12 protein-coding genes are annotated in these 13,173 nt (G+C 73.5%); 8 read left to right on the top strand and 4 right to left on the bottom strand.

Annotated features, from left to right (window positions below):
- Positions 1 to 131: 131 nt before the first annotated feature.
- From ACFYT9_RS31230 to ACFYT9_RS31210, 5 genes are all read left to right on the top strand, one after another.
- Positions 132 to 2,306 carry an FUSC family protein gene (locus ACFYT9_RS31230; RefSeq protein ID WP_389169105.1) on the top strand — a complete coding sequence of 725 codons (2,175 nt, stop codon included), beginning with the start codon at positions 132 to 134 and terminating at the stop codon, positions 2,304 to 2,306.
- Between the two features lie 133 nt (positions 2,307 to 2,439).
- Positions 2,440 to 3,006 carry a hypothetical protein gene (locus ACFYT9_RS31225; protein ID WP_389169103.1) on the top strand — a complete coding sequence of 189 codons (567 nt, stop codon included), beginning with the start codon at positions 2,440 to 2,442 and terminating at the stop codon, positions 3,004 to 3,006.
- 81 nt (positions 3,007 to 3,087) lie between these two features.
- Positions 3,088 to 3,651: a SigE family RNA polymerase sigma factor gene (locus ACFYT9_RS31220; protein ID WP_389169101.1), complete on the top strand. Its 564-nt coding sequence runs from the start codon at positions 3,088 to 3,090 to the stop codon at positions 3,649 to 3,651.
- The gene (locus ACFYT9_RS31215; RefSeq protein WP_389169099.1) at positions 3,648 to 4,409 is read left to right on the top strand and encodes a hypothetical protein; all 762 of its coding nucleotides are present in this window, start codon (positions 3,648 to 3,650) and stop codon (positions 4,407 to 4,409) included. Before ACFYT9_RS31220 ends, ACFYT9_RS31215 begins: the two co-directional genes overlap by 4 nt.
- A 244-nt stretch (positions 4,410 to 4,653) precedes the next feature.
- Positions 4,654 to 4,866 carry a DUF397 domain-containing protein gene (locus ACFYT9_RS31210; RefSeq protein ID WP_030219358.1) on the top strand — a complete coding sequence of 71 codons (213 nt, stop codon included), beginning with the start codon at positions 4,654 to 4,656 and terminating at the stop codon, positions 4,864 to 4,866.
- Between the two features lie 244 nt (positions 4,867 to 5,110).
- Here ACFYT9_RS31210 and ACFYT9_RS31205 read toward each other — a convergent pair whose 3' ends face one another.
- Positions 5,111 to 5,614, bottom strand: a complete 504-nt coding sequence (locus ACFYT9_RS31205; RefSeq protein ID WP_376598736.1) for an ATP-binding protein — start codon at positions 5,612 to 5,614, stop codon at positions 5,111 to 5,113.
- Between the two features lie 350 nt (positions 5,615 to 5,964).
- On the opposite strand from ACFYT9_RS31205, the gene ACFYT9_RS31200 reads away from it, so the two are divergent.
- The 3 genes from ACFYT9_RS31200 (at position 5,965) to ACFYT9_RS31190 (ending at position 9,896) form a co-directional block, all read left to right on the top strand.
- Entirely contained in the window at positions 5,965 to 6,837 is an 873-nt protein-coding gene (locus ACFYT9_RS31200; protein WP_376598734.1) for a helix-turn-helix domain-containing protein, read from the top strand.
- A 91-nt stretch (positions 6,838 to 6,928) separates the two neighbouring features.
- Positions 6,929 to 8,386 (top strand): aldehyde dehydrogenase family protein, encoded by a 1,458-nt coding sequence (locus tag ACFYT9_RS31195; protein WP_387273078.1) that lies wholly within the window; start codon positions 6,929 to 6,931, stop codon positions 8,384 to 8,386.
- Positions 8,387 to 8,669: 283 nt separating this feature from the next.
- Positions 8,670 to 9,896 carry a WD40/YVTN/BNR-like repeat-containing protein gene (locus ACFYT9_RS31190; protein ID WP_389169096.1) on the top strand — a complete coding sequence of 409 codons (1,227 nt, stop codon included), beginning with the start codon at positions 8,670 to 8,672 and terminating at the stop codon, positions 9,894 to 9,896.
- A gap of 12 nt (positions 9,897 to 9,908) precedes the next feature.
- Here ACFYT9_RS31190 and ACFYT9_RS31185 read toward each other — a convergent pair whose 3' ends face one another.
- The 3 genes from ACFYT9_RS31185 to ACFYT9_RS31175 form a co-directional block, all read right to left on the bottom strand.
- Entirely contained in the window at positions 9,909 to 11,330 is a 1,422-nt protein-coding gene (locus tag ACFYT9_RS31185) for a glutamate decarboxylase (RefSeq protein WP_389169095.1), read from the bottom strand.
- A 42-nt stretch (positions 11,331 to 11,372) separates the two neighbouring features.
- The gene (locus ACFYT9_RS31180) at positions 11,373 to 12,650 is read right to left on the bottom strand and encodes an ion channel protein (RefSeq protein WP_376598726.1); all 1,278 of its coding nucleotides are present in this window, start codon (positions 12,648 to 12,650) and stop codon (positions 11,373 to 11,375) included.
- A 90-nt stretch (positions 12,651 to 12,740) separates the two neighbouring features.
- Entirely contained in the window at positions 12,741 to 13,109 is a 369-nt protein-coding gene (locus ACFYT9_RS31175) for a YbjQ family protein (protein ID WP_376598724.1), read from the bottom strand.
- Positions 13,110 to 13,173 lie beyond the last annotated feature (64 nt).

Raw genomic sequence — 13,173 nt, 5'->3', positions numbered from 1 at the left:
GCCGGACCGGGCCCGCCTGCACGGCCGCGCCCCGCGCTAGGGGTGTCCGTCCGGCGGATCCGCGCCGGACAGCCGCCGGATCGATGGGGTGAAATGTCGGGTTACGGGGTGATCGTCGCTACGCTCGGTCCATGAGCTGGCTCCGGGCGCTGAGGGAGACCGCGCGCTCGGGCCTCACCGTCGAGCGGCGGCGGCTCGCTCCGGTCATCGCCGCCCGGGGTGCCCTCGGACTCGCGCTCGTCGTCGGCTTCTCGCTGGCCGTCTTCGGTCCCGCGGTCGCCGCCTCGTCCGCGTTCGGCGCGTTCCAGGCCGCCATCGCGACCTTCCAGCGGTCGTGGCGTCCTCGCCCCACCCTCGCCCTCGCCTCCGGCGGCAGTCTCGCCGTCTCCACCTTCCTGGGGTATCTGACCGGCTCCCATCTGCTCCTCTTCCTCGCCCTCCTGCTGCTGTGGACCTTCCTCTCCGGGCTGGCCTGGGCGGCCGGGCCCACGGCCGGCATCATCGCCTCCTCCAACGTGGCGATCATGCTGGTCACCATCACGTTGCCCACCTCCGTCGCGACCGCCGCCGGGCACGCCGTCATGATCTTCGCGGGCGGGGTCGTCCAGGCCGCGCTGGTCGTGCTCCTGCCGGTACGGCCCTGGGGCGCCCAGCGCGACGCCCTCGCGGACGCGCTGGCCGCGGAGGCGGACTACGCCCGCAGGCTGCGCCACGACCCGGTCGCGCCCTTCGATCCGGTCCCGCTCATGACGGCCCGCAGCGCCGCGGCCGTCACCCCGCGCCAGGCCCGCCGCCGCCCCGCCGAACTGCACGGCCCCCGGCGGCTCGCCGAGCGGATCCGGCCCGTGCTCGCCTCGCTCGCGGATCCGGCGGTCGGCGTCCCCGCCGAGGGCCCGCAGCGCGACCGGGTCCGCGAACTGCTCGCCGCCGCGGGCGAGGTCCTCGACGCCGCCGCGCACGCCATCCGGCACGGCGAACCGGTCCGGCTGCCCCCCGCGGCCGTCGCCGCCCTCCGTACCCCGGACACCGGCACGATCCTCACCGACCGCGCCCACCGCGCCGCCCTCCGCCTCATCGCCCTCCTCGGGGACGTCGTCGAGACGGCGGAACCACGCACGGAGACGAGCCCCGGGGGCGCGGACGAGGAGACGGGCCGCGGAGGCGCGGACGAGAGGACGGGCCGCGGAGGCGCGGATGAGGAGACGGGCACGGGCACGGGAGACGGACGCGCCGATCCGCGGCGGGGCCCGGACCCGAGCCTCCTCGGCCCCCGCACCCGCCCCACCCTCCTCCGCCTCGCGCCGGTCGTCCTCGCGAAGATGCGGGCGGAGGTGCGGCCGGGTTCGGCCATCCTGCGGCACGCGCTCCGGGTCTCCGGGGTCACCGCCGCCGGCTATCTGCTCGGCCTGGCGCTGCCCTTCGGGCACGGGTACTGGGCGCCGATGACCTCCGTGATGGTGATGCGCCCGGACTTCTCCCAGACGTACGCCCGCTCGGTGGCCCGCTTCGGCGGCACGCTCGTCGGCGTCGCGCTCGCCACCGCCGTCGTGCGGACCGCGCACCCGGGGACGTACCTCTCCGCTGGTCTCGCCGTCCTCTGCGCCTTCGGCATGTACCTGCTGATGCGCACGGGGTACGCCGTCAGCCAGGTCTGCGTCGCCGCGTACGTCGTCTTCCTCCTCGGCATGGAGGGCTCGGGGGTGGGCCAGACCGTACGGGACCGGGTCCTGCTCACCCTCCTCGGCGGCCTCCTCGCGATGCTCGGCTACGCCCTCTACCCCGCCTGGGAGACGCCCCGGCTGCGCGGCCGGCTCGCCGACTGGCTCACCACCTCCGGACGGTACGCGGCCTCCGTCGCCGCCCGGTACGCCGACCCCGCCGGGCCCGGCAGCCCCGATGTGCGCGAGGCGCTGCTCTCCGCCCGCGCCGCCCGCGTGGCCTGGCACGACGCCCTGGGCCTGGCCGGCCACGAGCCGGTACGGCACCGGGGGCTCTCGCACGCGGCGGCCGAGGGCGCGGGCCACGCGCTCGCCGAGTTCGGCCGGGCCGCGATGCTCCTGGAGGCCCACCTCCCCGAGCGCGGCGCCCCGCCCCTCCCGGCCGCCGCCGGTCTCGCGGAGGCGCTGCGCAAGGCGACCGAGCGGGGTGCGAAGGCGGTCCGCGAGCGGAAGGTCCCCGTCTGGGACGACCTGCGCGAGACCGTCGCCGCCTGGGACACGGAGGTCGCCGACCCGCTGCTGCGGAAGGCGGCCCGGCTGCTCCTCGCCGCCCTGGACGAGCTCTCGACCGCCCTCGCCGACGCCTGAGACCGCCCGCGCCGACGCCTGAGACCGCGCGCGTCCGACCTCTCCCCGGAAATCTTCCGGAGAGGTGTCATCCGAAGCCGGGACGGCGGGAGTTGAGAAGGAGGGAAGACCGTACGGAACCAGGAGCGAACCCATGAAGAAGTACCTGCTCGCCGCGGGCGCCGCCGTCACGGCCGCGGCGGCCGCCGCCGCCCTCGCCACCCCGGCCACCGCCGCCCCCGCCGTCTCCTCCGCCACTTCGACCCCAGCCGTCTCCTCCGCCCCCACCGTCTCGTCCGCCCCCGCCCCCGCCACCGCCTCGGCCGCCGTGCGCACCGTCCGCTCCGGCGAGCGCGTCGACGCCGGTGGCGGCTACACCATCTGGCTCACCCGGCAGGGCAAGCACTGGACCGGCCCGGACGGCTTCGAGCAGTTCCGCAGCGTCGTCGACGGCAACCTCGACCTGACCCGGCCCGCCCTCAGCCACCAGGGCGAGGGCACCTTCCACTCGGGCGTGTACGGCGGCCCGGTCCGCCCCGGGCGGGTCGAGGTGACCGACTCCGAGGGCCGCGTCACCCGCGCGACCCTGCTCCAGCTGCCCGGCCGGCCCGGCTGGGGCGTCTGGTACGCCCACACCGCGCCGACCGGCCACGACGTCTCCGTCGCCTTCCACGCCAGGAACGGCCGGCTCCTCGTCGAGCTGCCCGCCCTGGACTTCTGACGGGCCGTCCACCACGCTCGGCGGGGCCCGGCACGGGGCGGGCCCCGCCGTACCACCTCCCGGAACGCGAGGTCCGCCACCGTGACCCACCCACCGGCTCCCGAGCCCGACGCCGACTTCGCCGACTTCGCCTCCGCCGCCTGGCCCCGGCTCGTCCGCACCGCCCAGCTGCTCACCGGCGACTTCCACGAGGCGGAGGACCTGGTGCAGACGACGCTGGCCAAGGTGTACGGCCGCTGGCACAAGGTCCCGCGCGAGGACATCGACCTCTATGTGCGCCGGGCCCTCGTCAACAACAACATCAGCCGCCTGCGCCGCCGCCGGGTCGCCCACCTCCTCATGCCGGTGCTCCCGGAGTCCGCCCGGCACCGGGACGCCGGCCACGCCGAGCACGTCGAGGAGCGTGCGGTGCTCCTGGAGGCGTTAGCCGACCTGAGCGTCCGCCAGCGCACGGTGATGGTCCTGCGGTACTGGGACGATCTGACCGAGCAGGAGATCGCGGACGTCCTCCGGTGCTCGATCGGCACCGTGAAGACCCACGCCCGGCGCGGTCTCGCCGCCCTGCGCGCCCACCCCCGGCTCGCCTCCGGCGCCCCGCCGCTGCCCGGCCCCTCCCTCCGCACCCCCTACGGAGCCCCCTCATGACCCCCGCCCCCGACGCCGGGCCCGACGCCGCCGAGGCGTGGGACGACCTGCTCCGCGCCGAGTTCACCCGCGCCGCCCACGACATGACCCCGGGGCCCGCGCCCGTCGCGGCGGTCGTCCGGGCGGGCCGCGTCCGCCGCCGGCGCCGTACCGTCGCCCTCTCCGTCCTCGCCGTCCTCGGCGTCTCGGCCGCCGTCGCGGCCGGTACGGCCCTGGCCGGCGACCCGCACCCCGCCGCCGGCCTCGCCGCCCCGCCCTTCGCGACCACCGCAAGCGCCTCCGCCGCCTCCGCCTCGGCCGCGTCCCCCACCACCCCCCGGACTCCCGGCACCCCCCGGACCTCCGCCACCGTCCCGCGGATCCCCACCCCGGTGCGGACCGTGGCGGCGGGGGAGCGGGTGGAGGCCGCGCCCGGATGGACGGTGTGGCTCACGGCCAGGGGCAAGTACTGGGAGGGCGGGGAGGACGGCATGAGGCAGTTCCGCCCGGTCGACGACGGCAACATCGACCTGCGCTCCCCCGGCGTCAGCTTCCAGGGCGAGGGAGCCTTCCGCTCCGGCCTCTACTACGGGACCCGGGACGTCGGCCGGGTCGACCTCGTGGACGCGAAGGGCCGAACCACCACCGCCGTCCTCCTCGAACTGGCGGGCCGCCCGGGATGGGGGGTCTGGTACGCCGTGACCCCCGACGCGTCCTCCATGGCCGTCCGGCTGTACGACCGCGCGGAGCGGCTCCTCTCCGACCTCCCCCGACTCTGACGCCGCCGGAGGGAACCACCGCCCCCGCGCTCCCGTCCACCCGGATGGGAAGATCGCGGGGGCTTCGCCGTGCGAGGCGGCCCCCTTCGCACGCTGAGTCGCGTAGCGACTACACCACGCCTCGTGCACGTGCATCTGCTCATGCATCGGCATATGAACGAAGCTATGATCCGGGGAAGTTGACACCTGTACGACGCAACTCGGGGAGCTCCCAGTGCATCACGCGCACCACGCGTACAACGGCATGGCGGCCACGGAGCTGCGGGGTGTCGTCTGGCAGAAGAGCAGGCACAGCAACTCCCAGGGCTCGTGCGTCGAGTTCGCCAAACTGCCCGGGGGAAACGTTGCCGTACGCAACTCCCGCCACCCGGACGGGCCCGCGCTCGTCTATACGCCGGCCGAGATAGAGGCGCTGCTGCTGGGGGTCAAGGACGGGGAGTTCGACCACCTCGTCTGATCCGCGCACGGCAGCCGGTCGCGGAACGAGCACGCGGCACGAGCACGCACGACAGCCGCGCGGCAAGCACGCGGAACGAGCACGCGCGACAGCCGCGCGACAAGCACGCCACAGGCATGCGACAGGCGCGGGTGCAGACGCGGGTGCAGGCACGGGAAAGGCCCCGGCGGTGTGTCGCCGGGGCCTTTCCCATGCCTGTCTCATGCCTGTCGCGCGTCCGTGTCCGGCACCCGTCCGTCCCGGACTACTCCTCCTCCGGGCCCACCCGGAAGAGCGCCCAGACCACCTTGCCCTGGAGCCGTCCGGCCAGCGGATGCCAGCCCCAGCTGTCGCTGAACGACTCGACCAGGAACAGGCCCCGGCCCGACTCCGCGGAGAAGTCCTCCTCGCCGCCGCGCGCCTCCGGGCTCTCCCGGCTGGGGTCGCGCACCGCGCACACCAGGCGGGAGGCCCAGCGCATCAGGTGCAGCCGCACCGGCGGTGCCTGCGGGTCGTCGGGACAGCCGCCGTCCGGGACGGCGTGCCGCAGCGCGTTCGTGACGAGCTCGGAGACCACGAGGGCCACGTCGTCGAAGCGGTCGCCGAGGTTCCAGCTGTCCAGCGTCGCGCTGGTGAACTTCCGGGCCCCGCGCACGGCGTCGTACCGGGCGGGCAGGGCACAGGAGGCGGAGGTGGAGACGGCGCCGGGATCGATCGGCGGGAGACCCTGCCGTAAAGGCTCGAGCACGGTCGATCCATTCGTCCCCATGCGAGGCACTCCCGGGAATCGCGGTGGTGGTGCGACAACGGTGCGAACAGTGCGAAACATTGCGACAACACGACAACGCGAACGAGTACGCGGCTGCGCGGGGTCCATGGTTCCGAATGCATCCACGGGATGCAAGGGCAGATGCACGTGCACGCGACCCTCGGGTGCCGGACCTGTCCGACCCTGTGGTGAATCTGTGGAAATCTTCTTGACGCGGACGTGACCGGGCCTCGTCCAGATCTCACCCCTCTGCCTCCCCTTCCGTAATCAGATGTGTACGCGCTGAAGCGTTTGGTGGCAGAATCCGGGGCTCGACGGGGGCTCGTCACCGTGAAGGGAAGGCTGGAGCCGTGACCGCAGGCGAAATGAACGGAGCGGGCGGGAGCGTCGTCCGGCGCATCCTGCTGGGCTCCCAGCTGAGGCGCCTGCGCGAATCGAGGGGCATCACCCGCGAGGCCGCCGGCTACTCGATCCGCGCCTCCGAATCCAAGATCAGCCGCATGGAGTTGGGAAGGGTGAGCTTCAAGGCCAGGGACATAGAGGATCTGCTCACTCTCTACGGAGTCACCGAGGAGACCGAGCGCGGCGCGCTCCTGGGTCTCGCCCGCGAGGCCAACCTCGCCGGCTGGTGGCACAGCTTCGGCGACGTCCTGCCGGGCTGGTTCCAGACGTACATCGGCCTGGAGGCCGCCGCCTCCCTCCTGCGCGTCTACGAAGTGCAGTTCGTGCACGGCCTGTTGCAGACAGAGGAGTACGCCCACGCGGTCGTCGCCCGGGGCATGCCCGGCGCCTCGCAGGCCGACATCGACCGCCGCGTCGCCCTCCGCGTCGAACGCCAGAAGGTCCTCGTCTCCGAGCGCGCCCCGCACTTCCACGTCATCCTCGACGAGGCCGCGCTCCGCCGCCCGTACGGCGACCGGGCCGTGATGCGCGGGCAGCTGAAGCACCTCATCGACGTCTCCGAGCACCCCGGGGTCACCCTCCAGGTGATGCCCTTCAGCTTCGGCGGGCACGCCGGCGAGAGCGGCTCCTTCACCATGCTCAGCTTCCCCGAGTCCGACCTCTCCGACGTCGTCTACCTGGAGCAGCTCACCGGCGCCCTCTATCTCGACAAGCGCGAGGAGGTCGCCCAGTACGGCGCCGTGATGGAGAAGCTGGCGAAGGACAGTCCCGATCCGGCCGAAAGCCGTGATCTTCTTCGTGGACTCCTTCAACTCTCCTGATGCATCAGTACGATGACGGCACATCAGTAGCCCCGGCGATCAGGCGCCCGCGCGCCTGACGACCGGCAGCCGGCAGAGGGGTTCTCCGTCCATGTCGCACTTCACCGACCTGGCCCACCAGTTCATCGACGGCGAGTGGAAGCCGGGCAGCGGCTCCTGGGACATCATCGACTTCAACCCGTACACCGGGGAGAAGCTCGCCTCGATCACGGTGGCCACCGCCGGGGAGGTGGACCGCGCCTACCGCGCCGCCGAGCGCGCGCAGACCGCCTGGGCGGAGACCAACCCGTACAGCCGCCGGCTCGTCTTCGAGCGCGCCCTGCGGATCGTCGAGGACCGCGAGGACGAGATAGCCGAGACGATCGTCGCCGAGCTCGGCGGCACCCGCCTCAAGGCCGCCTTCGAGCTCCACCTCGCCAAGGAGTTCCTGCGCGAGGCGATCCAGCTGGCGCTGCGCCCCGAGGGCCGCATCCTGCCGTCCCCGGTGGACGGCAAGGAGAACCGCGTCTACCGCCTCCCGGTCGGTGTCGTCGGCGTCATCTCGCCCTTCAACTTCCCCTTCCTCCTCTCCATCAAGTCGGTCGCCCCGGCCCTCGCGCTCGGCAACGCGGTCGTCCTCAAGCCGCACCAGAACACCCCGATCTGCGGCGGCACCCTGGTCGCGAAGATCCTGGAGGAGGCGGGCCTGCCCGCCGGTCTGCTCAACGTCGTCGTCACCGACATCGCCGAGATCGGCGACGCGCTGCTGACCCACCCGGTGCCGAAGGTCATCTCCTTCACCGGCTCCGACCGGGTCGGCCGCCACGTGGCCACCGTCTGCGCCCAGAACTTCAAGCACGCCGTCCTCGAACTCGGCGGCAACAGCGCCCTGATCGTCCTCGACGACGCCGACCTCGACTACGCGGTCGACGCCGCCGTCTTCAGCCGCTTCGTCCATCAGGGCCAGGTCTGCATGGCCGCCAACCGCATCCTGGTCGACCGCCGCCTGGAGGCGGAGTTCACCGAGAAGTTCGTGGCCAAGGTGCGGACCCTCCGCGTCGGGGACCCGGCCGACCCCGGCACCCACATCGGCCCGCTCATCAACTCCCAGCAGGCCGAGTCCGTCGCCGGAGCGGTCGAGCAGGCCGTGGCGGCCGGCGCCACGGCGCTGCTCCACGGCACGGTCGAGGGCAACGTCGTCTCGCCGTCCGTCCTGACCGGCATCCCCGCCGACGCCCCCGTCCTCGCCCAGGAGATCTTCGGCCCGGTCGCCCTGATCCTCCCCTTCGACGGCGAGGACGAGGCCGTACGGATCGCCAACGACACTCCGTACGGGCTCAGCGGCGCCGTCCACACCGCCGACGTCGAGCGGGGCGTCCGGGTGGCGAAGCGGATCCACACCGGCATGATCCACATCAACGACGGCACCGTTCACGACGAGCCGATCGTCCCCTTCGGAGGCGAGAAGCACTCGGGCATCGGGCGGCTCAACGGCGAGGCGATGATCGAGGCGTTCACCACCCAGAAGTGGATCTCGATCCAGCACGGACGCAGCCGGTTCCCCTTCTAGCCGTTCCCCAGCCGGCTCCGGCCGGCTCCGGCCGGTCCGGTCCCGGTTTCGGCCGGTCCGGTCCCGGTTTCGGCCGGTCCGGTCCCGGTTTCGGCCGGTCCGGTCCCGGTTTCGGCCTCGGTTTCGGCCTCGGCTTTCGCTCCGGCCGGTCCGGTGCGGTCCGGTGCGGTCCGGTGCAATCCGGTCGAAGAATCTTCTCCCGAGTGGGAACCCGAAGGCTGTTCGCGGTGTACCAGAAGCAGACGGTTCACCGCGAACCGCCCGACGGACAGGGGGAAGTCCGATGCGTGTACCCGCTTCCCGGGCGCCGGCTCCGCTCCGCGCGCTCGTGGCCCTGCTGCTCGCCTGGCTCCTGGCCGCCTGTACGGGCGGGAGCGAACCGGTACGGGGAAGCGAAAGGCCCTCCACGGACGGGGAGTTCGGCGCGCCCCCGGCAATCGGAGACGGTGCCGGTCTGCCCGGCCGGGTGGCCGACGTGGGGCTCGCCGCCGACGGCAGTGGCTTCGCGCTGCTCGCGGAGTGCTTCAGCGACCCGGCCCGGCCGGAGAACGGCTTCTGTCGCCAGCGCGTGGCGGTGCTCGCCCGGGGCGCCGGTCAATGGCGGCTCGGCACCTCCCCGCTGCCCGAACTGCGCGGCGACGAAGGCGTGTCGGCGCAGCTGAGGGTGCTCGGGTCGGGGCGGGCGCTGGTCGAGGACGGCGGCGGGGAGGAGCCGCTGCGGGGCTGGTTCACCGCGGACGGCGGGAGGAGCTGGCGGAGCGTCGACCAGCGGCCGGCGGGGCGGACCCCGGAGATACCCGCGGGGGCGGTGCTCACCACCGAGTGCGCCACGGACCCGGGTGCGGCGCCGGAGGAGTGCGAGCGGGAGCGGCTGGTCGTGGTCTCGCCGCGGGACGGGCGGCGGCGGGCCCTGGTGACGCAACCGCCGCTGGGCGCGCACCCGTGGCCCGCGGGCATGGCGGAGCCGGACGGGTCCTGGTGGGTGTCGGGTGTGGAGCCGCTGACCGGGCGGGCGGCGGTCGCGGTCTCCCGGGACGCGGGCCGGAGCTGGTCCCTGAGCAGACCGTCGAGCCCGACGGAGGCGCCCGGGCGGTACATCGGGGTCGTGGTGGGTCCGGACTCCGTGTACGCGGCGGAGATGGGCGAGCTGAAGGGCGGCGAGCCGGTGAAGAACCCGCTGCGGGCGCTCCACCGCTCGCGCGACGGCGGCAGGACCTGGCAGCGGGTGTGGACCACGGGCGCCGTGACCGAGCCGCGCTCGCTGCTCGGGGTGCCGGTGCCGGGGCCGGACGGACGGGTGGAGATCGGCGCCGAGCGCTCCGGGTACCGCAGCCTGGACGGCGGCCGGACCTTCCGGGAGCTGGACGACGGCACCTCGTACGTCCGCCGGACCGGCGCCGGCCTGCTCCGGGAGGGCTCGCGCTGCCGGTACGAGCTGACGAGGGACGGGATCCGCTGGTCGGAGTTCCCGCTGGCCTGCGGCGCCGACGCCTCCGTCGGAGGGCCCTAGGAGGAGCCCGGTTCAGTGGTGGAAGGAGGTCGCGGCGTCCTTGTCGCGGGTGAGGGGGGCGGGCTGGCTGCGCAGTTCGGGCAGGAGCCGGTTCAGGTCCTCGACGAGGAGGCCCGCGAGGTCGGCGGAGAAGGCGTTGCGGCAGACGATCCGCAGGACGGACAGGTCCTCGCGGTTCGCGGGAAAGGTGTAGGCCGGGACGAGCCAGCCGTTCTCGCGGAGCCGGCGGGAGACGTCGAAGACGTCGTAGGAGGTGACGTCGGGGGTGGTGGTGAAGGCGAAGACGGGCAGCTGGTCGCCCCGGGTGAGGAGGCGGAAGTCGCCCATGGCCTCGATGCGTTCGGCGAGGCCCCGGGCGACGTCCCGGCTGGTCTGCTGGACGGCCCGGTAGCCCTCTCTGCCGAGCCGGAGGAAGGTGTAGTACTGGGCGACGACCTGGGCTCCGGGGCGGGAGAAGTTGAGGGCGAAGGTCGGCATGTCGCCGCCGAGGTAGTTGACCCGGAAGACCAGTTCCTCGGGCAGCTCCTCGGCGCTGCGCCAGAGGGCCCAGCCGACGCCCGGGTAGACGAGTCCGTACTTGTGTCCGGAGGTGTTGATCGAGGAGACCCGGGGGAGGCGGAAGTCCCAGACCAGGTCCTCGTCGAGGAAGGGGGCGACCATGGCGCCGGAGGCGCCGTCGGCGTGGACGGGGACGTCGAGGCCGGTGCGCGCCTGGAGGTCGTCGAGGGCGGCGCAGATCTCGGCGACGGGCTCGTAGGAGCCGTCGAAGGTGGAGCCGAGGACGGCGACGACGCCGATCGTGTTCTCGTCGCACAGGGCGGCGGCGGACGCGGCGTCGAGGTGGAAGCGGTCGCCCTCCATGGGGACGAGCCGGGGCTCGACCTCCCAGAACGTGCAGAACTTCTCCCAGCAGACCTGCACGTTGACGCCCATCACCAGGTTGGGGCGGGCGGTGGCCGGGTAGCGGTCGGCGTTCCGCTTCGCCCAGCGGCGCTTGAGGGCCATGCCGGCGAGCATGCACGCCTCGCTGGAGCCGGTCGTGGAACAGCCGACGGCGGCGCCCGGGTCGGGGGCGTGCCAGAGGTCGGCGAGCATGGCGACGCAGCGGCGTTCCAGTTCGGCGGTGCGCGGGTACTCGTCCTTGTCGATCATGTTCTTGTCGCGGCACTCGGCCATGAGGACACCTGCCTGGGGCTCCATCCAGGTGGTGACGAAGGTGGCGAGGTTGAGCCGGGAGTTCCCGTCCAGCATCAGTTCGTCGTGGACCAGCTGGTAGGCGCTGGACGGCGGCAGCGGCCGCTCGGGCATCCGGTGGCGGGGCGGGGCCTCCGTCATCCCGCCGACCGGGTCGGCCTCGCCGTAGAAGGGGTTGAGGGCGAGCCTGGGGAAGGACTCGGAGTCGGTGTCGTCGGATCCCTTGTGGAGGGGGGCCATCGGGGGCTCCTTCTGCGGACGGGCGAGCGAGTGGGGGAGGGGTCAGCGGAGGGCGTTGCCCTGGTGGTCGAGTTCGAGCTGCGGGCGGCCGGTGACGACCAGCCAGGCGGGCAGGGTGGCCAGGCAGAGCAGCGTGAGCATGGCGGGGGAGGCGGCGATCACGGCGGCGATGAAGAGGCTCACCCACCCCTGCCGGGTGGTCGCGAGGAGGACGCCGAGGACGGCGGAGGAGACGGCGACCGCCGGGTGGATCTCCGGCACGAGGGCCTGGGCGACGAGGCCGAGGGCGGCGCCGATGAAGACCGCGGGGAAGACCCGGCCGCCCCGGAAGCCGCAGGCGGCGGCCACCAGCAGGGCGGCGAGCTTCACGACGGCCAGCCGGGCCAGCTCGCCGGAGGAGTACACCCCGATCGATTCGACGAGCTCCTCGGTCTCGTGGAGGCCCTTGAAGAGGGTCAGATGGCCGCCGAGGGCCCCCAGCAGGCCCAGGACGAGGCCGCCGGCGGGCAGCATGAGCATGGGGTGCCGGAGTCGGCCGAAGACCCGGTGGAGGTGGGGGAAGGCGTAGCAGCCGAGGAGGCCGAAGAGGGCGCCGAGGGTGGCGACCGCGAGCGCGGCGAGCAGGTCCTGCCACCCGGGGTCGGTCAGCGGCGGCAGGCCCATCGCGAAGCTGGGGTCCGAGAGGAGCTGGGTGGTCATCGCGCCCGCCCCGGCGGCGACCAGCGGGGCGAAGAGCCGGTCCCACAGCGAGCCGCGGCCGGGTTTCCCGGCGAGCGCCTCGGAGAGGACGAGGGCGGCGGCGACGGGGGTGCCGAAGAGGGCGCCGAAGGTGCCCGCGACGGCGAGGGAGCCCCAGAAGGCGCCCGGTACGTTCGGCGCGGCCTTCAGGCCCAGCCAGGCGGCCAGGGCGATCGCGGAGGCGATCGTCGGCTGCTCGGGGCCGAGGCTGACGCCGCCCGCGAGGGCGAGGGCGCTGGCGAGGAGCAGACCGGGCACGACCACCGGCGGCTGCGGCGGACCGCCGAGCCCTTCGGAGGCCGGGTCGGGTCCGGCGTGCCCGGGCACCTTCCAGACGACGAGTCCGACGGCGACGCCGGTGGCGGTGAGGACGCAGATCATCCAGAGCGAGGAGTACCGGCCGATGTCCAGGGCGTCGGGCAGGGTCTCCCAGAGCACCGCCTGCAGTCCCTCGGCGGCCTCGCTGATGCCGAGGAACAGCAGGGCCGATCCGACGCCCACCACGAGGGCGGGCAGCACCTGCGGGAGCAGGACTCGTACCGGGGCTTCGGCAGGGGCGGTCGCGTCATGATCGGTGGCCACCGCCCCACCATAGGTGAGCAAATGCCCCATAACACTTCGAAAGGCCGGGGTATTCGTCCCCTCCGGACCCGTGGCCCGGCCGACCGGGGCTCAGGTGCGGGGCGCGATGACGACGGCGGTGCCGTACGCGCAGACCTCGGTTCCCACGTCCGCGGCCTCGCACACGTCGAACCGGAACATCAGCACGGCGTTTGCGCCGCGCGCCCTCGCCTGCTCCACCAGGCGCTCCATCGCCTGGTTCCGGGTCTCCACCAGGGTCTTCGTCAGCCCCTTCAGCTCACCGCCGATCATCGACTTCAGACCGGCGCCGATCTGGCTGCCCAGATGGCGCGACCGGACCGTCAGTCCGAAGACCTCGCCGATCACCTGGCGTACCTCGAATCCGGGGACGTCGTTCGTCGTCACGACCAGTACGTCGGGGTGCGGTCCCTGACCGCCTCCGTAGTCCTCGATGCCCATCGGCACTCACCTCCTGGACTCCCAGCGTCGGCTCGGCCGGGCCGCTCCGCAATCCCACGGCGTC

This window comes from Streptomyces sp. NPDC004435, assembly GCF_042873895.1.
In the GTDB taxonomy this organism is placed as follows: domain Bacteria; phylum Actinomycetota; class Actinomycetes; order Streptomycetales; family Streptomycetaceae; genus Streptomyces.
Note: the sequence above shows the minus strand (reverse complement) of the source record. Positions and strands in the feature narration are given on the sequence as shown.